The organism is Latilactobacillus parasakei (assembly GCF_049674265.1).
In the GTDB taxonomy this organism is placed as follows: Bacteria; Bacillota; Bacilli; order Lactobacillales; family Lactobacillaceae; genus Latilactobacillus; species Latilactobacillus sakei.
Genome location: NZ_CP186861.1, coordinates 1,721,750 through 1,743,908, shown reverse-complemented (window position 1 = coordinate 1,743,908; position 22,159 = coordinate 1,721,750). Strand labels below are relative to the sequence as shown.

Annotated in this window: 16 protein-coding genes; all 16 read right to left on the bottom strand. The window is 37.8% G+C overall.

Annotated features, from left to right (window positions below):
• Positions 1 to 51: 51 nt before the first annotated feature.
• The 16 genes from ACPBEH_RS08710 to ACPBEH_RS08635 all read right to left on the bottom strand — a co-directional run bounded on the left by ACPBEH_RS08710 (position 52) and on the right by ACPBEH_RS08635 (position 22,060).
• Positions 52 to 2,712 carry an AAA family ATPase gene (locus tag ACPBEH_RS08710; protein WP_424348912.1) on the bottom strand — a complete coding sequence of 887 codons (2,661 nt, stop codon included), beginning with the start codon at positions 2,710 to 2,712 and terminating at the stop codon, positions 52 to 54.
• Positions 2,713 to 2,716: 4 nt separating this feature from the next.
• On the bottom strand, positions 2,717 to 3,409 hold the full coding sequence (locus ACPBEH_RS08705) for an ABC-three component system middle component 1 (protein ID WP_424348911.1): 693 nt from the start codon (positions 3,407 to 3,409) through the stop codon (positions 2,717 to 2,719).
• On the bottom strand, positions 3,402 to 4,817 hold the full coding sequence (locus ACPBEH_RS08700; protein ID WP_424348910.1) for an ABC-three component system protein: 1,416 nt from the start codon (positions 4,815 to 4,817) through the stop codon (positions 3,402 to 3,404). The genes ACPBEH_RS08705 and ACPBEH_RS08700 overlap by 8 nt, the downstream gene beginning before the upstream one ends.
• Positions 4,818 to 5,029: 212 nt before the next feature.
• Positions 5,030 to 5,422, bottom strand: coding sequence for a 30S ribosomal protein S9 (rpsI, locus tag ACPBEH_RS08695; protein WP_004270614.1), 393 nt, complete (start codon positions 5,420 to 5,422; stop codon positions 5,030 to 5,032).
• Positions 5,423 to 5,435: 13 nt separating this feature from the next.
• Positions 5,436 to 5,879 carry a 50S ribosomal protein L13 gene (rplM, locus tag ACPBEH_RS08690; RefSeq protein WP_011375413.1) on the bottom strand — a complete coding sequence of 148 codons (444 nt, stop codon included), beginning with the start codon at positions 5,877 to 5,879 and terminating at the stop codon, positions 5,436 to 5,438.
• A gap of 134 nt (positions 5,880 to 6,013) precedes the next feature.
• Positions 6,014 to 6,763 (bottom strand): tRNA pseudouridine(38-40) synthase TruA, encoded by a 750-nt coding sequence (truA, locus tag ACPBEH_RS08685; protein WP_424348909.1) that lies wholly within the window; start codon positions 6,761 to 6,763, stop codon positions 6,014 to 6,016.
• A 148-nt stretch (positions 6,764 to 6,911) separates the two neighbouring features.
• Positions 6,912 to 7,259: a transcriptional regulator, SarA/Rot family gene (locus ACPBEH_RS08680; protein ID WP_424348908.1), complete on the bottom strand. Its 348-nt coding sequence runs from the start codon at positions 7,257 to 7,259 to the stop codon at positions 6,912 to 6,914.
• Positions 7,260 to 7,434: 175 nt separating this feature from the next.
• Positions 7,435 to 8,400, bottom strand: a complete 966-nt coding sequence (locus tag ACPBEH_RS08675; RefSeq protein WP_424348907.1) for a WxL domain-containing protein — start codon at positions 8,398 to 8,400, stop codon at positions 7,435 to 7,437.
• Between the two features lie 131 nt (positions 8,401 to 8,531).
• Positions 8,532 to 8,684, bottom strand: coding sequence for a hypothetical protein (locus ACPBEH_RS08670; RefSeq protein WP_011375417.1), 153 nt, complete (start codon positions 8,682 to 8,684; stop codon positions 8,532 to 8,534).
• Positions 8,665 to 9,675: a WxL protein peptidoglycan domain-containing protein gene (locus ACPBEH_RS08665; protein ID WP_424348906.1), complete on the bottom strand. Its 1,011-nt coding sequence runs from the start codon at positions 9,673 to 9,675 to the stop codon at positions 8,665 to 8,667. Before ACPBEH_RS08665 ends, ACPBEH_RS08670 begins: the two co-directional genes overlap by 20 nt.
• A gap of 58 nt (positions 9,676 to 9,733) precedes the next feature.
• Complete coding sequence (locus ACPBEH_RS08660; protein ID WP_424348905.1) at positions 9,734 to 10,771, bottom strand: DUF916 and DUF3324 domain-containing protein; 1,038 nt, start codon at positions 10,769 to 10,771, stop codon at positions 9,734 to 9,736.
• 13 nt (positions 10,772 to 10,784) lie between these two features.
• A complete protein-coding gene (locus tag ACPBEH_RS08655) occupies positions 10,785 to 17,186 on the bottom strand; it encodes a WxL domain-containing protein (protein ID WP_424348904.1) in 6,402 nt (2,133 codons plus the stop codon).
• Between the two features lie 693 nt (positions 17,187 to 17,879).
• A complete protein-coding gene (locus ACPBEH_RS08650) occupies positions 17,880 to 19,175 on the bottom strand; it encodes an Ig-like domain-containing protein (protein ID WP_251933965.1) in 1,296 nt (431 codons plus the stop codon).
• 407 nt (positions 19,176 to 19,582) lie between these two features.
• Positions 19,583 to 20,374, bottom strand: coding sequence for an energy-coupling factor transporter transmembrane component T family protein (locus ACPBEH_RS08645; protein ID WP_011375426.1), 792 nt, complete (start codon positions 20,372 to 20,374; stop codon positions 19,583 to 19,585).
• A complete protein-coding gene (locus ACPBEH_RS08640; protein WP_424348903.1) occupies positions 20,367 to 21,242 on the bottom strand; it encodes an energy-coupling factor ABC transporter ATP-binding protein in 876 nt (291 codons plus the stop codon). The genes ACPBEH_RS08645 and ACPBEH_RS08640 overlap by 8 nt, the downstream gene beginning before the upstream one ends.
• A complete protein-coding gene (locus ACPBEH_RS08635) occupies positions 21,218 to 22,060 on the bottom strand; it encodes an energy-coupling factor ABC transporter ATP-binding protein (protein ID WP_424348902.1) in 843 nt (280 codons plus the stop codon). The genes ACPBEH_RS08640 and ACPBEH_RS08635 overlap by 25 nt, the downstream gene beginning before the upstream one ends.
• Positions 22,061 to 22,159: the final 99 nt, after the last annotated feature.

Below are 22,159 nucleotides of genomic sequence, written 5' to 3'. Positions count from 1 at the left end.
CCCCATTATTTACGCTTTTGACACTATACCATGAAAAAACAATGAATTAGCTCATAGCAACTTATCATTTATTTTTGAACTGTAGAATTTTTCCTGAACATCGATAAACTTCACTTCTTTTTTAGAATCAAACCGTTCCATTTTATATTTAATCAATGCTGCACTATTATCGCTATGTGTAGCAACAATAATTTGATTATCTTCCAAATAATTACGCCTTAACACATCAACAAATGCTTGAATGTTCAACGAATCCATATCTTGTATTGGATCATCAATTACTAAAAAGTTCATCTGGTTTGCAACATCATAACATTTTTTACATGCCAACGTAAAAGCAAGTGAAATTACTGATATTTGTCCTGTACTTAAGTGGTGCATAGCATCGTGGTCTGATGATTGATCCGTTATGAAACGAATTCCGCCATTATCACTAGAAGTTATAAATACGCCCATTCCTTGTTGATAATTTTGCAAAATCTTTCCTGTCAAAATAAAGAACGGAACTTGTAAAATCTGAATCATATTAGCTTTATAACTAGTAATTTGCTCAGTATATATTTTCTTCAGTTGCTTTAGATCATCTGTTGCACTTTCTAATAACCTAATTCGTTCATTAATTATCTGAAGTTTCTGATTATTTGTTTCAGCAAATTTTTCTTGAATATACTGATTTTTAAGTTTTAGTTTTTCTACTGTAACCGAATAAAAATTTTGTTCTGACTCATTAAATATATTTTCATAAAGATTATTCTTATCTGTTGCCTGCTCTACACTATATTCGAATTTTTTTCTTAACGATTGCAAGTACACCCTTAACGTTTCGACCCTATCATCAATCAGTTGAGATGATAACTTAATATCTCTTGGTAACTTATATTTTTCAAAATTCTCTTCAGGGAATACACTCTTTAGAAATTGCTTTTGTTTTTCAAAGTTTTTTGTTTCCAATGATCTTAAAGTATCTATGATTTCTTTTGAATCTAACAACTTATCTTGGAGATATCTCAACAGATTTTTACCATCAGTTTCTAAATCTTCAAGCCTTTCATAACGTTTATTTGATTGCGGTAAAATATTTCCATCCAGTTCATTCTGAAAATAATTTAAGTAAGTAACATTTAGATCTTTCCGTTGATTTTCTTGAATATAGCTAATTAGATTCCTTGGCACAGGTACTATATTTTGACATATGTTCTTTGCCCTCTCACTTGCCGGATTAAAGTAGTCTTCCACAATCTTTTCACTTGTCGTTTTGATTAATTCGTGAATTTGGCGGTTCTCCGTTGTTAATCGAGTTGTTAGTTCATCATATGCTGCTTCTAGTTTCTCCTTTAACTCCCAATTACTACCACAGTATGGACAAGTATGATTATCTAATATACCAAACTCATTTTGATGTTTCTCACGCAAATCCCTACGAGTACTTTCCATATCAGCAATTTTCTTGTTTAAATCATTCAATCTATTCTCATACTTATATTTTATTTGCATTAATACTCTGAACTGTACAATCTTATCTTCATTAAAACCCGTCATTTTTAGATATTTTTCTAAAGTTGTTATTTCAAGTTTAAATAATAATTTATTATTCTCAATTTTCTCTTGTAGAAACTCATATTTATCTGCGTCTTCCGCAAGTTGATCACCCTTCACCTCTGCATTATTAAGCAATAATCTCGCTGGATAATCGATATTATTCAGCGAGACTGATTTTTTATATTGGAGGTCCAAATATTGGGAATCGTAAAGGAAGGCCTCTAAGACCATTGCTTTATAAAAATCATTGGATTGTACTTGACGCATAAAGTAATCATCTTTTATTTTCTTTTGATATTCCTTTGGAGAAAAACTCAAAATAAATTCTTTAATGCTCAATAACATCTCCATTATTTCTTTATTAATCTGAGCCACTGGCTTAGTACTTATTCGTTGAAAAGGATCTACTACATCCAGTATTTCATCCTCTTTCCACTGAAATACTTGTTCATACTGAGTATTGTGAGAATAGTCCATATGTAATAAACTATTTTTCTTATCCCTCAACTTTGTTAACGCTTTATTGAACTCAGTTATCTGAGTTGTATATTTGCTTACCTTGTCTTCTTGATTTGAGCTCTCAACTAAAAATCCTAACGAAGTCTTTCTATCCTTCTCCCCTTGTTTCAAAAAAAATGTTGTTTCTTCTTGTTGTAAGTAGACGAATAATCTATAGATGTTTGAAATATCATAATCATCCTTATCCAATTCTAGATAGCTACTGATTTGATCTTCGTTTAGAGTACGCATATTATTTTGATTGACTGATTGATCAAAATAATCAGGATCTTGCGTATATAATCTGAAAAGTTTATCAAAATCGCTCGGCTTATTTTTTCTTCCAGAATAATTTAGATCATTACTGTGATCGTAATACCTTACAATAATTAAATCATGCCCCCCATCATCTTCAAGCCAAACTTTGATGCAAACATCTTTATCCTTCTCATTTTGAAAGAAAGGTTTCGAATAATCTTTGTAATCTTTTGTTACTTTTGTTACCGTAGTACGGTAAATACTATTTGTAATACACAATTCCATGGCATCAAAAATGGTCGTCTTCCCAAACCCATTAGGCCCCACTAAAAGAGAAGAGTCTGAATCTAAATCAATTATTCTTATCCCTTTGACCCCTTTAAAATTTTGTAAATAAATCCGTTTAACTTTGGTCATAAGGTTAGTAAATCTCCTTTAATAAATTGATGATTTTTGATTCTGTCTCAGAATCTACCAGACTTTCTATTTCGTCTTCACTATTATGAACATCATCAATAAATTCAAAAATTTTGTTAACACGTTCTGCTACTAAATTTTGTTTTTTTTCATTAACTTCTCTAATAATTAAGCTTTCTAGGCTAAGATATTTCTCCTCACGAACTGGTAAATTAAAAAAAGGGAACTTAATGTAGCACTCCATAGCTAGAAAGTACTCAGGCATTTTGAAAATATCCTGTTCAAACTTCTCATAATTATCATTTTCCAATACAAATTGTTTCAATTCCGATAACGTATATTCACGAATTTGATCTAAGGATGTTTGCGTGTACACCAGTACGTATTTTCTAAAATAATAAGGATCCTCTTCAATTTTCATGATCTGATTTTTATTACTATTAAAAAATAATTCAAAATCATCCACTTTAACAAGAATAATTTGTATTGAATTTATTTTTGCTGAATCCTTAACCTCTATCATTCTTTTATAATTTTCTACACTCCTTTTTGTTACTTCAGTCTGAAAATAATTTAATAATTCCTCCTCTGTGTATTCGTCGATTTTAAAATAATCATCATTTTCTTTAGAATAAAAATCATATTCATTTTTATGATATTTCAAATAGCCTAAATTTTTTTTAACGTAGTTAATCATTATTTTCTCCGTTCAATTTCTTTATCGCATCTTCTACAGAAATAAACTGCAAGTTAGCTCCCCTAATATCCATTTTTTGAACTATATCAACATTTTCGCCCCAATTCTTAGTGGCCTTTTTTACGTTATCATTTCTAAAATAATCTAATACTAATATATCATTAATAGATTTATTTATTAGATAGTCTTTTTCGTATATATTTTGTAATAATACTCTATTTTCAATAATATTTTTGACTGTTACTTTAATCTCTGTTGCATCCTTATTTATTATAGATACGGCGTATCCGCCATCTTTATTATACGTTGTATTTTGAAGTGAAAAGTCGCTTTTTCTTACTTCCAACAACAATTGAAAGAAAATCTGTTGCATTTGTGATTCTGTACAAAGGGAGTTAAGATCAGCCGAGGTTAGCACCACATCTAAACTTTTTTTCGTCGTTTGAATCTGATAAATAAACTGTTTCAGTTCTTCTTCATCAAAGCTAACAATCTCTTTTAAAATCTCTTCCACTCGTTCAAAATCTGACTCATCAATTTGATTAGAGATATCACGCAATCCACTAAAACATTCTGCTCGATAATCATCCCAATATTTAGAAATTAATTTTCGAAATATACCTAAAACTCCTATTTCAATCGAATGATCATTTAAAATAGCATTTACTATTTCTTGAAATGTAAATATCGGGTAAACCGTGCCATTTTTATTTATATGGCATCTATAAATTTTTTGATCAAGAATATCCAATAGCTGGTTATATCGAACATCTATAATATCTGGTTCACTTAATAACTCTGGATTTTTTAACTTAATAATTTTAGCTATCTCTAACTCACAGTAGGTCTTTAAATCATTATCTTCATTATCTGCCTGCAGCTGACAGTATCTCTTATTTGGTTCATACTCATAAAGTCGAATTTCATTTGGGTTACTTACATATTTTACGTTTCCCCTCCCAGCTTCTTGATTCTTCCATTGAGAAAATTCGTCTTCTGACAAACCAAATCCAGGTACATCATTTATTACATGTAAAAAGCGATTATCCTCATCGACAACATTTTTAATACATTCTCCGTTACTTTTAAATTCATTTATTTGAAATCCTTCTTCATCTAGTGTCCAATGTCCATTCAAAAAAGTGCGTTTCTGAACATTCAATACTTTTTTATAATGCGTCATTGTAGTAGCATTTTTATAACATTTAACCTGATGTCGCGATACTACTTTATTTGATCTCTGTATATCAAAATCCTCCGCATTTTCAAAAATAAGAGAATATTCCTTAATTTCATCACAAGACTTCTCTGCAATTAGAAAACTTAATTTTCTCAAAGCAACTAATAGTCCAACTCTCCCCTGATATACGTATCCACTCCAACTGCTAGTAGCATTTCTATTATCCATATGTATCCCCAATTCTTACTAGTTCAATAGTACACTTGCTAAATCATTATTGCATTCAACTAAGTATCAATACTTTATGATTATATTCACTATCTATTACCTATGTCAATGCTATTCTGCATAGATTCTTATGATTAAAAATTCTAACAAAAAACACCCCACAACCAAAAGTTGTGGGGTGTTTTGCAAAACCGAATAATATCGGATTGATATTAACGTTTTGAGAATTGACTTGCTTTACGAGCTTTCTTAAGACCTGGTTTCTTACGTTCCTTCATACGAGGGTCACGTGTTAACATGCCAGCACTCTTAAGAGCTGGACGGAAGTCAGGGTCAACTGTCAATAGGGCACGTGAAATACCGTGACGGATTGCACCAGCTTGGCCTGAGAATCCACCACCATTAACGTTTACCAAGATATCATAGCTATCTGTTGTTTCAGTAATTGTTAAAGGTTGTTTCATATCTAAAATCAAGTTAGCAAATGGAATGTAATCAACAACGTCTTTGTTGTTGATAGTGATCTTACCAGTACCTGGTACTAAACGTACACGAGCTACTGAGTTTTTACGACGGCCTGTACCGTTATAAGTTACTTGAGCCACTATAGTTTCCTCCTTAAATAATGTCCGTAATGTCTAAGACTTCTGGATTTTGTGCTTGGTGTTTGTGTTCGCCACCAGCGTAAACGTGTAACTTCAAGAATTGGTTGTGACCCAATGAGTTCTTAGGTAACATCCCTTTAACTGACATTTCAATTAAACGTTCTGGGTTGTTTTCACGAATTTCGCCAGCAGTACGAGTTTTCAAACCACCAGGATGATTACTATGGTGATGATATAACTTGTCGGTTGCTTTGCGACCTGTTAATTTAATTTTTTCAGCGTTGATGACGATGATGTTATCACCTGTATCAACGTTAGGTGTAAATGTTGGTTTATTTTTACCGCGTAAGATAGAAGCGACTACAGTTGATAGACGACCTAATGCAATATCTGTTGCATCGATCACATACCATTTACGTTCTACTTCGCCTGGTTTAGCCATGTAAGTTGTACGCACGATTTATTCCTCCAATATTCTGTGTTTGTTTGACACTCAATAAGTTTCCGGGGCCTATCGTGGGGCAAACAATACCAGATACTATAGTACCGTAATTTCTTGATTAAGTCAATCGAATCTCGTATATTTCCAGTCTATTTATAATAAACTTCTTTTAAATACAAACCGCTTGCTGGCGCGGTTGAGCGCGCCTGTTGCCGATCCTTGACTTCGTACAATCGTAAAAAGTCATGTACGTCGCGGCGACCGTTACCGATTTCCAATAAAGTGGCCACTAAGATGCGAACCATATTATATAAAAAGCCATTGCCGTGGAATTCGAAAACGAGTTCGTTTTCAGCTTCGTTGTATTCAACGGTTGCTTCATAGATCGTTCTGACCTTATCCTTGATGACCCCACCAGCGGCCGCAAAACTCGTATAGTCATGCGTCCCCATCACATCGGGCAATGCCGCCTTAATCCGTTCAACATCGATTGGATAAGGATAGTGACCCGTATAACGCCGTTTAAACGGATTAGTATAATGGCCCAGGTCAACCCGGTACATATACCGCTTGCCAACCGTTGAAAACCGGGCATGAAAATCAGCATCTGCCAATTGGCTATCAACGACTTCCATATCTAACGGTAAAAGGCTATTTAAGGCCCGTAGCATGCTTTTAGCGGGGAGCTCAGATGGATAGTCGAAATGCACAACTTGACCCATAGCGTGGACGCCAGAGTCTGTTCGGCCGGAACCGTAAACTTGAATATAGGCGCCCTTACTCATCTTGGTTAAAGCTTTTTCCAAGGTGCCTTGAACTGTTCGTTGCTTAGGCTGAACTTGAAAGCCGGCAAAATCAGTGCCATCATAGGCGACCGTTACTCGATAGCGTTGTGTCATCGTTTCTCCTCTTACTTCACAAAATCATTATATCTATTCTAGTCAATTTTCTGAAAAGTAGCAACCCTCTCACCAAAATAAACACCAATTAATAGGTAACAAAAAAGACTGCGATAAAAGTCATCTTATCCCAGTCCCTTTTTAACGATTAACTAATTTTATATAACACATCCCGTAAGGCAGCGTACTTCTCTCTGCCTTCTCTGGTCACTTCTAATTGCACTGTTCGTTGATCATCATCTATGTTGTGGGCCTTCATAATATAGTGCTTATTTTGTAAAGCATTCAACTTACGTGAAGCGGCTGGTGGTGACGTGTTAAACTTCTTAGCGATTTGCCCAGGTCGGTTATTCCCAAGCTCGATGATTTGTTCCAAAACGAGGAATTGATCGTAGGTTAAGCCGTATTCTCCACTCGCTTTATTCAACCGGTTAATCTTTTGCTGCGCATCAAGATACCATTCACTGATACTTAGAATTTCGTGTTGCTCCGCCATTTTTGTTCCCCCTAAGCCTAGGCACCTTCATTTAATACCTGCTTCTGTGTTATGATAGCTATGTATGTAAAAGCAATCGGCAGTTGGTTTTCGAAGGCAAACTACCGACCACTTTTACGAATATCTTTACTTATGAGCTTTAGTCTAATCTGTTTCAGATTGGATTAAAGTTTTTTTATGCAACTGTTGAGCTTAATGTCCATGTTAAGTTAGCTTTGTAGATAGCATTTGTAACTTCTGCACCTTCTGGCATTGTTAAAGTAATGTTTTCTGGAGCCCAACCGAAGACGTTAGCACCTTGGCCTTCACCGTCTTTAGCTTCTGCAACTTTAACATCTGTACCACTAGCAGTTAATGGAGTTGAGAAGTTAGCTTTGATTGATGAAACTTTGGCAACTGCTGGCGCTGGTGTAACTGCTGCTAAATCAGTTGTATAAGAAGCATCTTGTGTATCTTTTGTTAATTCAGCTACTTTTTGTGTTTGACCGTATTGTGTGTTAGCGAATGCTAACTTAGCACCTGTGATTGTTTCGGCAGTTGGTTTTGAAGGATCAGCATTATCCATAGCTGTTAAAGGATCTACTGATTTAACTGATAATGTCCATGAACCAGCTTTTGAAGTTGTACCATCGTAGAAATCACTTGTTGGATCAGTTGTATTGTTAGGATTTTGTGTATTGCTCTTAGAATCTTTACGTGTTACTTGTTTATCAACAACGGTTGCCCAAGCAGTGCCTTTAACCTTTGATAATTCTGAATCTGATGTATTTAAAATAACAGTTTCGTTAGTCTTGCCACCTTCATAACTTGCTTTAAGGTTATTTGTTGGTAATGAAACGTTCTTACCATCAGCAGTAAAGTCTAATTTTGAGTCATCTAAAAGTTTGTGGTTACCAAAATCTAATGTATGTGGCACCATTTGGAGACGTAAATACCCTTTGTTACCATTGTCAGTGTTATCACCAAATGAGATCCCAGCAACTGTTTTGTCAGTTTGTGGTAATTTTGTGCCACCATTGTCATTTGAAAGTGCATCTTGTGAACCTGCTGTTGATGTTGCAGCAAATGTTGCTGTTGGTGCTAAAATTGAAAGTAATGTTGCGCCAGCTAATACTGAGCTTGTTAATTTTGTGAATTTCATGAGAAATTCCTCCCTAGAATTTTTAGCGCATGAAGCGCTTTTTTATTATATCACTAATATCATATATAGTCAATACAATATTTAGTGTTTATAACCTTTTTTATGTGGTACGTTTAAAACCCGTCCAACAACTACATTGTAATCGTCGTATAGACGTTATAACTATGGTAAACAAGAGCTGCCATGATGCCAGTTGCAATGAGCGTGATTGATAGTATCGTTACTAGCGCAATCATGCCCCATTTCGTCTTTTTATAACCAAATTTATTTACCATTCTTTGCATGGAGATCCCTCTTTCGTCTTCTAACTCGGTATACTCTAATCAAAATACCACCGATTATTACTAATACACCCGCTATCCCACCTAGAATCCAATTACGGTTTCTAAGATAGGCCGCATTCAGACTATTGATATATTTGGCTTGCGAAGCCGTAATCAAAACCTCTTTACGCAGTGTCTTACTGTACTGATTGCTGTGCATTGTCAGAATCATATTATATGTCCCTGGCACCAACCGTTTCCCCCCAAGCAATAGATCAACATAGAAACTCGTTTTTGGTGCAATCTTACCGTTTTTGACAGTTGTTGTGTATTGGATAAATTGCCATTTTTGATTCTGCAATTTAACTTTAATCTTCGCTTTTTCGAGGTACATCGGATCAGGATTATTGAGTTTAATACTAATCGCAGCTTTATTTGCTTTAGTGAAGCGCGTTTTAATTGACGGTGATTTCAAATGATCATAGTCGCTTTTTTTAACGACTTGACCATTTAGAATTAACCCAATCGCATAACGGTAGGCATTTTTCACTGCTGATTTTTGATTAAATTGATTGGCACTTAAATTAATCGCCGTTGCTTTAGTCCCCTTAAAGCTATCATTTGTTTTAATTTTAATGACAATTCGCTTAGTGGCACCAGCTGGCAAGCTCGTCTTCTTAGGAACAGTCACTAACTGACTTCCCGGTTGTTTCAAAAGTTGTCTGTTAATCGGATGGGAGCCTAGATAATCAACTGTCGCCTTATCATTTGTTGTTGCATCTTTTACCTGACCATAGATATTAATCGTATGTTCAGTCGGATTATAAACTTTAATGCGCACCGTCTTTGTCTGATTAGGCTTTACATGAAGGTTAAAGTACCCTAACTGCTTACCGCCGATATTGTCTTTTGGTAATTCCGGCATTAACATAAAGGTCGCCTTGTTAGCTGTCGGAAGCTTGATGGTACTCTTCTTTTTAGCCGCCTGTACTTGCCCAACTCCTAGTGTCAACACCATACCCACCAGCATGGTTATTATTAATACATAACGCCAGTATTTCCGCATGGCATTAACCAATCCTAATAACTTTATAGAGGCCATATGCCGCAACTAACAGCAAGACACCGTTGGCTGCCATGACATACAACCATTTATTAGTTGGTCGTTGAATAGAACGTTTATTCAAGTCGGCTGCAGCTTCCTTCGATACTTTTAACGTCTTTTTAAAAGTCCAAGACATCGGTAATTTATTCCAAAGATTTTCGCCAGTAACTTTTACCGAAACTTGATATGTTCCGGCCTTCATATTGTTATACTCCCATGAAATTGGAAGCGTTACAGATGAATTAGGCGCAATGCTTGAACCTTCTTTTTCATAAAGACGTTTATCAGAGAAAATACCTTTTTTTGAGACGACCGCTTTAAAATGAACATTCTTCAGAACCATCGGTTGCGGATTGCGAAGCTTAACGCCCATCGCAGGTCGACTATTGTACAAAATCGGTTTGGTCGAATCATATTTTAATTCTGGATAAACCTTGTAATGTGAACCTCTTAAAACGACACTAATCATATACGCGTAATTACTCGAGATTGTTTGTTCATCGGTTTTATTATCTCGGTATTCAATGAAGTGCCACCCACCAGAGATCATGCCGCTAAAGTTATCTTCCGGCATCTTGATTGTCGCTTGAATCACCGTCGTTTCCTGCGGACCTAAATGAAGGACACGATCTGATTTTCGAACAGCACCAATTGTTGTTAGTGGGATTTTATCACTTGGATCTAACCCTTTAGTAGGCGTCTGAAATTTCATATCCCCACCCATTTGAGTCATCCCATTTTGGAATTCATTCTTGATCGTAATTTTCTTATCCGTAAAATTTTGGACACGCATCTTAATGGTATGTGTTGTTCCTGGTTTGAACTTAACATCAAAATAATTCAAACTTGTATCAACTTGGCCTTCTGGCATAATTGGTTGAATTTCAAAATCTGCTTTTTCAGCATTTGAGTCCGCTTGAACTTGTTGCGATAGCGCAAATCCACCCAAGACACCTAGCGCCAAGCCTAAAATTACATTTCTTACTAATCGTTTTCTAAACACGATTTTCTTCCTCCTATGGTGCAACCGTTAATGTCCAATCTAAAGTCGTTGTATAGGTTGTATCATCCCGTTTAGTTGTGTCTGGGACATGTAAGCCAATGCTGATATCAGCATTTTGCTTGTTGCCGAATTGATAGTACCAGCTCCCCTTACCTTGATCATCACTATAGCGATTGGTTTCACTACTTTTATCTTGATCAACATCAGCATTCTGGAAAATACCAGACTTCGTATAGGTCATCAAATTCTTGACAGTATCACCAGACTTTAAGTTGAAGCTATCAATTGAAGACATTGCTTGATTTGGCGTCGTGTTACCAGCGTCCGCAATAACAGTCCCATTTTTAAATTCTAGTTCTGCATCTTTCAAAACTTGTTTACGATCATCCGTAAATGGTTTTTCTTGTGCTACTTGCAATTGCCACGAATCAACACCGTAATGATCAGTTACTTTAACGGCTTGTGGTGTCTTGCGATCTTCTAAATAGTAGGTGCTATCTGTTTGCGTCCGATTATGAGTACCAAAATCCCAATAACTTGGCGCTTCAACTGAAAGCATTCGCTTATAATAGCCGTACGTAATTGTCCGAACCTTATCCGTAAAGACAGGGTCATCCTTATACGCTTTAGACCAGTTAGCATTCGTCAAATCAGCATCTTCCGTTACTGCATGAATTGTGTACCCATCGATTAGCTTAGGTGCTACTCGCGCTGAGTTAACAGTTGATAATTTAACACCTGAAGTGCCTTTTTCATCAACTTCAGTGGCAATATAGGTTGGCTGACTTAAATCGTTATCTTCTAAATCAACATAACGGATAATGATTTCACCAATATTCTTCTTCAAATTCAATATCGTTTGATTGAAATCCATCGTATTACCAGCAATTAAGACATTTTCAGTACCAGTTGACGTCGTCTTAGTTTCTGTTAATTCGTCCGCTGTTAATTTAGCATCGTTTGTCACAACTTTATCTGCTGCCAAAGTATTATCATCGACACTAGCAGTCACTTGCATTTTATAACTGATAGTTGCCACATATCCCGGCTTCAGCGGTTGCGAAAGTGTGATTGTTTGATGATCACTGCTAAACGTTGCGCCCGTATCAGTTGTTTCATTTGTCCCATCAGCTTTGCTGATTTTAACAATCAATGGGTAGTCCTTACCCGTATCGGGATCACTAAACGAAAGCTTATCCGATTTCTTCATCGTAATCGTGTTGACTTTCATATTAGTGATGTTTCCCGTATTATCAGCTGCTGCCGTTACCTTATAACGGTAATCTATGACGTCTCCTTTACCGGCAGTTGTTTCTACACGATAACCATCCTTATCAGGATATTTAGGATCCGTTGACGCTGATGTATCTTCTGTTGTTGTATTCTTGAGCGTTTGTTCGAGCTTAACTTCTTTTTTATTCCGAATCTTCAACTTCGATTGGTTAGCCTTCGTCTTATATTGATAGTTAGCAACCGTCTTATCCGTTAAATCACCGGTTAAGTTATCAGCGTAGAAGTTAGCATCGTTCGTGACATCTTGCGTTTTAGCATTGTCCTTAACTTGAACTCGATATTGAACCATTACTTTTTTATCTGCATCAAGCGGACTCTTCAAAGCAATATCTTTAAGCGTTGCTAACGTCCCTGACACCGTGGAACGCACAATCGTTCCGCCATAACTGATTTGAATCTGTTTATCTGGATAGCCTTCGAGTGATACTAATTCCAAATCATCCGGCACATTCATCGTAATATCTTGAATAGCCGCATTTGTTAAAGCTGCATCATTCGTATACTTTCCTGATGTACTATCAGTTGGTAATGTGATATCAAACCGATAGGTGACGTAATCGCCAGGTTTCCCAGTTGTTTCAGCTTTACCATCTCCAAATCCTGGACCAAACCATGCTTGTCCTGGCAGAGCTGTTGCCGGATTTCTAATAAACTGCTGAATTGTAGCATGGTTAACTTGTGGCACCACGTTCAATTTCGTTTGATTGAACGCTTCTGAATTACCAGTTGTATTATCCAAGCGTGTTGCTGTCAGATTACCATCATTAAAGATTGTCTTCGTCTCATTAGTCTTAATCTTCATGAGGTAAGTTACCTTAAATGATTTTTTTACGGTTGACGCCACATCGACACTATTACCAGTCATGTTACCGTTACTCATGACAACCGTGTCATCAACCGTGATGTTCATTGATTTCTCAGCGAAAGTCATCGTATCGGTTGCATCGACCGCATTTGCTTCAGTTAACTTGATATTCTTGATGGCAACTTGTTTAAGAACTTCGGTATTACCCGTTGTAGTTTCACCCTTGAAGGTATAGCGAATTGTATCGCCCATCTTCCCGGATGTTTCGATTGCTTCTTTAGTCGTTGCATCATTCTGATCATTAGCTGGTTTTGTTGTATTACTAATTGTTTGTTTTAGATTTGAAACTTGTACTTGTGTTTTCTTGATAATCAAATGTGTCGCGTTAGCTGGAATCAAATGACTTGGATCTGCCGGTTGATTTCCTGGGAAAGTGCCGCTGCCAGTTAAATTGCTTGCATAGAAGTTAGCGTCATTTTGAACATCAACAGAATCGTCTACTATGGGTTCCATCCCAATCTTCATCTGATAGGAAATCACAATCTTTTGATCGATGCCGTTAATCAACGTCGATGCGAGCTTAACCGTCCCATTCTTATTATTTAAGAATTCAGCTTCAGACGGTGCTGTCGCAATCGGCTGTCCATTAATCGTCGCTTTCAAGGTCCCTGGTACCAAATCAAGTAAGAATGGTTCATTGTTAATCGCATTATTGATATCTTGTAATTTGGCATCTAATAACGCTTCATCATTCCCTTTTGGCACATCAATTGTAAATTGATAATTAATTAAATCACCCAATACACCGGATGCTTTAGTATCATCACCTATTGTATCCATTGCTGGTCGCGTAATATTATGAACGGTTTGCGCAACTGTTGCTGTATTGTGTTGTGCAATAATATTTAAATACGCCTTATTAAAAGGAGCGTTTGTATCAGCTGAAAGGCTATCACCTGTAAACCCTGATTGGATATACTGATCACCTGCAACCGCTGTATCTTTAACCGTTCTTTCCAGATAAACTTTGACAACATCGCCCGCCTTAATACCCTTGCCACTAGCTAATGTCACTGTGTAACTATCTTCACCAGAACCGCCTAGCGTTGCAGCAATCGGTGTATCACTTGCGCCTGTTGTCACTTTCAAGTTAGTTGGCGCTGTTAATTGATCAGCTTTTTGAATCCCAATTGCATTCAAAATTTGCCCTTCAATATCAGCTGTATTGTCTGATTTCGCCGTAAATGAGAATTCATAAGCAATTTCATCGCCGATTTTACCTTCAGTTTCCGCTTTAGGGTCCTTGGTATCATCATATTGCCAATCTTCACCAGCCGTTTTATTCTTAATCTTTTGTTTCATATCTTCAATTTCACGTTGATTCTTAATGTGCAAAATTGATTGGTTAGCCGCCGTTTTGTGCGCCTTATCAGCAACTGTTGAGGTCGCTGGCATATCACCCGTTAGGTTTGATGCGTAGAAGTTAGCATCGTTGGTCACATTTTGTGTATAGGCACTATCATTAATCTTGGCACTATACTCAATCGTCATCCCTTTGCCTTTTTCAAGCGGATCAACAATATCGTTAAGTTCTGCACCGTTACCAATCGGATTACCACTTATATAGATTGGCGCTGAACCATCAATTGTTATTTTTACTTGCTTGGTATCGTCCGCCGAACCTTCTGGATTGACCAACGTCATCCCACCTGATTCTTTCATCGTGATATCTTTCAAGGCAGTTGCTGCTAAAGCAGCGCCATTCTTCGCACCAGGTTTAATCACAAATTTATAATCGATGATATTTCCAGGAACGCCACTCGTTTCGGCTTTATCGTCGCCAATACCAGGTCCCTTCCATGTTTCAGCAGCAACACTTCTGTTTTTAATAAATTGTTGAATATCAGCTGTATTATTAGCAGCCGTTATAGTGATAACAGCCGGATTAAATAGATAGCCATCCGGCACTAAATTATGACCGTCAGGAGCAGCAGTTAAGGACGCAGCCTTTAGAAAGCCGGTTTGCAGATACAACAAGCCGGTTTTATTAGCGGTTCTTTCGAATGTTACCGTGACTATCTCGCCTTTTTTGATTGGTGTATCAATTTTAATTGAATAAACACCAGCTTTTGACCCCTCAACAACCGTACCATCCGTTGTTGTTGAACCGACAGTCACTTTCGCATTAGTTGGTGCACTCATCCCGGTGTTGACCGAAATCGCATTGATTGAAGCATCCGTAATGCTTGCTGTATTTGAATCTTTAGCTTTGAAAGAGAAGCGATAACCAATTTTATCACCCACATGACCTGCGGTTGTTGATGTATCATCGACAATCGGTTGCCAGTCTTCACCAGCCGTATCTTCGTTCTTGATTTCTTGTTTCATATCTTGAACTTCACGGACAGGGTCTGGAATCTTAACATGCCCATAGGCTTCATTACTATCCCAGCCTTCCGCTGTTGCACCAGCCACTTTAACAACATCTAAGTGTGCGGTATTGGCAATCTTGGCATACGTATGTTTGACGCCCTTATCATCCGTTGCCGTTTCAGTTGGTAAGCTACCTAAATCAGCATCGGCTGCAACTGATGTTTCAACCTTCATATCATACGTTTTAGCGTAGTTATCTTCCTTGCTTAAAAAATCAGCTTTGGCTTTTGCAACAACCTTATTACCAGTCGTATCGATATCGAAATTGGCGGTTACATCCGTTACCCCATCTTGCATAATCGTTACTTTATCGACTTTTAAGTTTTTATTAATCGGATCGGTTAGTTCAAACTTGGTTGTTGGATGGAAGGTACTAATTGTGTCACTTTCCAAATTACCATGTTGCGGATTCTTAATCTTACTCCCACGATATGGTAAGGTTGCAACAACATTATAGTTAATATTATTGTCATCCCAATCTTGATTCCATTCATCGCCATCGCCTGACTTCCCGGGTGCAGAAAACGCCACTGGTACAAGCGCTGTTGCTAAGAAATCCATCCGTTGCCAATCTGAAACCGCATATTCGACAGATTGTGTCTTATTGAAGGTAATGGTTGCCCAAGCATCTGTATTGTCGGGGTTAATAACTTCATTTTCGTCGCCCCATTCGCCATAGTTATTAGCAAAATTCCCATTTCTATCAGTATATTCATTATTCCCGATACTATTAACAATCACAGTTGACGGATCCGATGCAGGATTAAATGTTCCTTTTAATATATTATTAGAAATCGTATTATTTGTGACATAAACGCTTTGAATATTACTATCTCTAGAAAATTGTAGAAAATCGCGGTGATCTAAATCGGCAACTGTGAAGAAGCCAGAAATCGTAATCGGTTTACCCGTTTCATTATCATAAAATTCCAGTTTAACCTTTGCAGCTTGTCGGTACTTGAGATCAGCTTTAGCATAATTAGAGAGTGTAGCACCAGCTGGCGAAGTCATTTTAGCGGCTCTAAACCCGTCCAACTTCAAAGTACTCCCAATCCCGAATAACCCTTGTTCACTCTTATTAGTATTTGAACCTAGACCGTAACCGAGGCCCCAATTGGTCACAAATAGGCCATCTAAAGAGGTAGATTTATACCCTTTCGCTTTATATTGTAGCCAGTCATTATACCAGCCATGCTTTTCAAGGCCCATGAATTTCTGCTTCACATCAATCCAGTGTTGTTTCCCGTTTTCGTCACGGAAAGTCATGACTTTCGTATAATAGATATAATCTTCATCCCCATTTAAACCTTCTCCTGAGAGCTGATGATTCTTGGCCGTTGCTAATTTACCATGTAACGTCTCAGTCGAAACACCTGGAATAAAACTTGGAAACGCGTTATTTGGATAAGGAATTTCATTGTACGAATCATCTGGCACCAATGTTCCGGAGTCATCCGCAACCGATGTATGAGCGTTCCCAGTGTCATCGTAATTAACGGTAATTACACCTTTTTGTGATGATAACGTCTTACTGAAATCAGGATATTGATAATCAGTATCATCGGTAACCTCCCGCGGTTGAATTAAAACGGACTTAACTTGTTTCTTCGATGATGCTTTTTTTCCACTACTTTTCTTAGACTCACTCTTCTTAGAAGTTTGTTGTTCACTAGATGACTGAACAACACTTTGACTACTGCTACGAAGTTGAGAAGACCCACTGACTTGCGTAATTGCTTTACTGCTATCTACTATTTTAGACGTCTTCACACTATTATCACTGTCTTGCGTTGATGAGGTCGCTAATACAGCGCCTAGTGATTGAACCACCGTTGTCATCAATAGAAAAATTATTAATAAACTATAGATAATTCGCTTCTTCATGCTAAATGTCCTCCCGTAGTGCTCTGTTACGTTATGTAACCGTCTGCGTATCCTTAAGACTCGCCCTAGCTGCTACAGCGCTAGTTCAAATATTTTAAACAAAAACCATAACTCTTGAGTTATGGTTTTATCCAAAAAAGCAATTGTTGACAAAGCGTAATTAACACCCCCGTTAACAGAACAAGTTATTAATTTTTATAAAGCCCGTTAGAATAACATTAAAAAAAATAGATAATTACATTAATTACCTTGCACGCTATTAAACAATGGTGTAAACTAACTCTAGAGTTAATGATTCACAAATCAAGAGTTGTGGTTCTCATCTTTATTAATTAAAAAATTCTTTTTACGTTAAAATATAGCTATAAACCTTATGAATTAGCCCTTTTAATTTTAATTTCCCATTTTAACTAATTATAGAATTAAAAAATTACAGCTTATTATAGCCGTTAAATCAATCACATACAGGCTATTTTTATCGTATTTCTCCAATTAGCCATTTATTAGATATCATTTGAGGAATGAAATAATTCAGTATGTTGATACAAGTTAACTTAACGAATAATTCCAAATGTTAAATTACGCCTAGTCCAAACCGAATTTATTAATTCCAGATAAGCACAAAAAAAGAACTCATCACTTTCACAGTGATGAGTTCCTTTTTTTATGCTTATTTAATTTTAAGAGTTAGGGTTATGCTGTTGGCATAACTAACAAGATTGATTTGTCGCTTACTTGATCACCATTATGTTCCGTGAAAGCAACATTTGTTGGTAAATTAGCTTTGTCAATTTGTGATGTATCAAATGTGAATGATAAACCATCTTCACTAACAGTCACATTATATTTTTCGTTTGTAAACATATCAACCGCTTCAATTGTATGTCCTGGTGTACTAATTTTTCCATTTACAGTTGTACCCCACTTAACTTTCGTTCCATCTAATGATGGTGCTGGTGGCACTGCATTATCATGTTCCACAATTGCGGTTCCAAACCCTTTAGTGCCTAATGCCGTTGTTTGGTCAGCATATAGTTTCGTGCCGGCTTTTTGTTGGATAATATTAGCAATGTAAGTACCATCGACGCCAGCAATTGCTGTTCCAATCACTTCACCATCTTCTGAGTTAGCGCGAATCTTAACCGTTGAACCAGCTGGTGCGTTCCCACCAATTACTTGCTTATCTGTATCCTTAACTGGTGTGTGGATTGTTGGCACTTGGTTAATAATTGTCCATCCTTTATCTAATTTATCCCAGTTAATCTTACCTTCAGATTCTGCCTCCCCGATTAAGCTCCAATCTGGAATTGCTTCTGTCGATGTAACAACTGATTGAAATTGATAGAACGAGTTGTTATATGCATCCGGAATTCGTTCGCCTAAATCTGTAATTGCTTGACCTAAATCGATATAGATATGTGATTCAAGTGTTTGATTGTTGAAAATATTGTATAGGCCAATCTTGTTTTGGAAGACTAAGATGTTATTCGTACGATCGTATGAAATATCTTCGCGCTTATAAGTATATTTCTGTGGCTGACCAACTTGGTTATTTGGTGCGTAGAAGTAACTTGATGTTTCAATATAATCTAAGAATGTTTTACCATCCGCTGTTGTTTTATTCATTAACGCTTTAAATTCATCGGGCATTACGATCTGAGTTTTTGTTTTCTCACCTACCGCAAGAGCTACAGTTGTCTTACCGGTATATGAAATCTGTAAAGTACCAGAAGTTAATGAAAAGTCATTTGATAGATGAACACCCTCTAACATATTTGATCCTTCAAAAGTTGTTGATCCTTCCGTTAAGAATCCGATGCCCGCTTTTGGATCTGCAATCTTAGATTGTGCGTTCGTATCCACCTTTTGCGTTGTTCTCGCTGAACCATTATCTGCGGCCCGTACTGTTGCAACACCCGTACTCACCATCAAACCCAACACTGTTGATGATGCTAATAATACACTAACCATTTTTGTACTCTTAATCATAATTTTCGCCTCCATGTGCGTTTTTTATTTTTTAGCAGCGACGCTTATTAGTCAATGACGTTAATTGCCTTTGCTATGTGAACAATGTATCATCTATTTTTCGATGGTGCAAGTGATATTTTACATTAGTTTTTACTGATGTTACCAAACTCGTTGCCACTGTAAGCGTTATAAAAATAAACTTTTTTTAAATTACTCCTTCCGAGCATGTTATTTTTTTAACTTGTTCACCATTATATTTTGAGACATGTAAATATAATCTAACCCTTATATAAATCCTATTATCGTGGTGGTTTTCAGGATTCATGATAGGATTAGAAATAATTAACCGTCGATACTAAAAAAGCATCATCCATAAAATCACCCTTTTGAGGTTATTTTATAGACAATGCTTTTTTTATTGTTCATTAACGTAAGATTACTAACCCAACCGTTAATACCGCCATTGCGACAAACGCGAGTGTGTCTCTTGTTTGCCATTTTAGGACCCGGTATTTACTGCGGCCTTCGCCACCTTGATAGCCACGGGCTTCCATGGCAGTCGCTAAGTCATCAGCCCGGTTGAAGCTGCTGACAAATAGTGGAATTAAGATGGGGATAATGGATTTCATTTGTTGTAAGAGACTACCTTCTCCAAAATCAACACCCCGCGCACGCTGCGCATTCATGATCTTCGTCGTTTCATCCATCAACGTCGGTACGAAGCGCAACGCGATTGATAACATCAATGCGACTTCATAGACTGGGAAGTGAATGACTTTTAACGGCTTCAGAATCGATTCGATCGCATCCGCTAATGATAACGGTGGTGTCGTCAGCGTTAAGAGTGTCGACATGAAGATAATCAACACGAAGCGCATGAAGATGTACGCCCCGTTGAGTAACCCGAACTTGGTCAGGCTCAAAAAGCCCCATTGCCAATAGACGGTCCCCCCACGCGTGAAAAAGATTTGAAGTAAAACGGTAAAGAGGATGAGCCACAATAATGGTCGCACCCCTTTCAAGAAGAAACTGAGTTTAATTTTCGAAATTAGAATTAAGGCCATCGTGAAAACAAATAATAAGAGATAAGCTGGCCATGAGCGTGCTAAGAAAATGATCCCAATGTAATAGAAACTGGCGATTAACTTCGCCCGTGGATCCATTCGGTGGAGAATTGAATCTCCTGGAATATAGCGGCCTAAGATTAGTTTATTCATTAGCGCCACCTACTTCCCGTGGTAACTGATCGCGCAACATCGCTGCCAATTCGTGTTCTGTTAACGGTACTTTGGGGAACACGAAGCCCTTCTTGATTAATGCTTGGGCAAACTGCGTCGTGGTTGGCAGCCCTAATTGTTTAGACGTTAGCCACTCAGGGTCCGCAAAAATTTCGCGTGGTGTCCCACTCTTGGCAATCCCCCCATTTTCCAAGACAACGACATGATCCGCATAGTTGGCCACATCATCCATTTGATGCGTGACCATCACAATCGTCATGCCTTGTTCGCGGTGTAATTTTTCAAACAAGCCCATCATTTCCCGACGCCCGACTGGATCGAGTCCAGCTGTTGGTTCATCGAGAATTAAGACTTCTGGCTGCATAGCCAAGACACCGGCAATTGCGACCCTGCGCATCTGACCACCGGATAGATCAAACGGTGATTGTTCTAAAACAGCTTCCGGTAAACCAACCAGTTCGACCATCGCTTTAGCCCGTTCGAGCGCCTCAGCTTCAGGCACACCGAAATTTTGGGGCCCGAAGGCAATATCCTTTTGAACCGTCGCTTCAAATAATTGGCTTTCTGGGAATTGGAAGACCATGCCGACTTTTTGGCGGATGACCTTCAAGTTTTTGTTATTTGTTTCAGGTGTGATCTGGCGGTCACCAATCTGCACGACCCCTTCAGTCGGTTTCAACAACGCGTTCAAGTGTTGCAACAACGTCGATTTGCCACTGCCGGTATGGCCGATTAATGCCGTATAAGAGCCTGATTCAATCGTTAAATTAATGTGTTTTAACCCAATCCCTTGAAAAGGTGTCCCGGGTTGATACGTATAACTTACATCTTTGAATGTAATGTCCATAGATGATCAACCATCCTTTCCGTTGTGAGGTAGTCAGCTGGCATCGGTACACCAAGCTTAGTAAGTGCTGCTTTGAGTTTCTCGGGATACGGCACATCTAACCCAAGGTCGAGCAATCGTTGACCGTATGCGAAGATTTCGGCTGGTGTGCCTTGATCAATCACTTGTCCCTTATCCAACATGACGATCCGATCCGCACTAGCCGCTTCGTCAATATCATGGGTAATTGAAAGCACAGTCATATTCGTTTCTTGTTTCAACGTGTGAATCGTCTCGAGGACTTCTTGGCGCCCCTTAGGATCAAGCATGCTCGTTGCTTCATCGAGAATGAGAATCTCAGGTTGTTGGGCAATAATGCCCGCTAATGCCACTCGTTGCTTCTGACCACCAGATAAACGACTTGGTTCGCGCGTCATAAATTGGGTCATGCCAACGCGGTCAACTGCATCTTGAACCCGCCGCTGCATTTCAGTCCGTTCAATCCCTTGGTTTTCAAGGCCAAACGCGACATCATCCTCGACCGTCGCACCAACAAATTGGTTATCTGGGTTTTGGAAAACCATACCGATTTTACGGCGAATATCCCAAACCGTTTCAATCGATAAAGGCAAACCGTCAATCGTAATGCTTCCTGACTGTAAATCTAATAAGCCATTCAAGGATTTGGCAAATGTACTCTTGCCACTCCCATTATGACCAATAATTGCGACCCACTCCCCAGCATTGATGCTGACCGATAAATCATTAAGGGCCAACCGATTCGCCTGCGGATATTCATATTTTAAATGTGCCACTTCTATGATTTTATTTTCATCCATTGAGAATACCTAATTTCATGATTTAGAGTGCCATTTCAAGCGGTAGCTTCTGAGTATAGCATAATCAGGTGAATTAACGATGTAATCGTTGACTTGACT

What these genes read in the sequence shown, in the direction of transcription:
- ACPBEH_RS08655 (WP_424348904.1), bottom strand. Translation starts at nt 17,186, where the DNA reads ATGAAGAAGCGAATTATCTATAGTTTATTAATAATTTTTCTATTGATG.
- ACPBEH_RS08675 (WP_424348907.1), bottom strand. Translation starts at nt 8,400, where the DNA reads ATGAAATTCACAAAATTAACAAGCTCAGTATTAGCTGGCGCAACATTA.
- ACPBEH_RS08710 (WP_424348912.1), bottom strand. Translation starts at nt 2,712, where the DNA reads ATGACCAAAGTTAAACGGATTTATTTACAAAATTTTAAAGGGGTCAAA.
- ACPBEH_RS08635 (WP_424348902.1), bottom strand. Translation starts at nt 22,060, where the DNA reads ATGGATGAAAATAAAATCATAGAAGTGGCACATTTAAAATATGAATAT.
- ACPBEH_RS08670 (WP_011375417.1), bottom strand. Translation starts at nt 8,684, where the DNA reads ATGCAAAGAATGGTAAATAAATTTGGTTATAAAAAGACGAAATGGGGC.
- ACPBEH_RS08680 (WP_424348908.1), bottom strand. Translation starts at nt 7,259, where the DNA reads ATGGCGGAGCAACACGAAATTCTAAGTATCAGTGAATGGTATCTTGAT.
- ACPBEH_RS08645 (WP_011375426.1), bottom strand. Translation starts at nt 20,374, where the DNA reads ATGAATAAACTAATCTTAGGCCGCTATATTCCAGGAGATTCAATTCTC.
- ACPBEH_RS08640 (WP_424348903.1), bottom strand. Translation starts at nt 21,242, where the DNA reads ATGGACATTACATTCAAAGATGTAAGTTATACGTATCAACCCGGGACA.
- truA (WP_424348909.1), bottom strand. Translation starts at nt 6,763, where the DNA reads ATGACACAACGCTATCGAGTAACGGTCGCCTATGATGGCACTGATTTT.
- ACPBEH_RS08650 (WP_251933965.1), bottom strand. Translation starts at nt 19,175, where the DNA reads ATGATTAAGAGTACAAAAATGGTTAGTGTATTATTAGCATCATCAACA.
- ACPBEH_RS08705 (WP_424348911.1), bottom strand. Translation starts at nt 3,409, where the DNA reads ATGATTAACTACGTTAAAAAAAATTTAGGCTATTTGAAATATCATAAA.
- ACPBEH_RS08700 (WP_424348910.1), bottom strand. Translation starts at nt 4,817, where the DNA reads ATGGATAATAGAAATGCTACTAGCAGTTGGAGTGGATACGTATATCAG.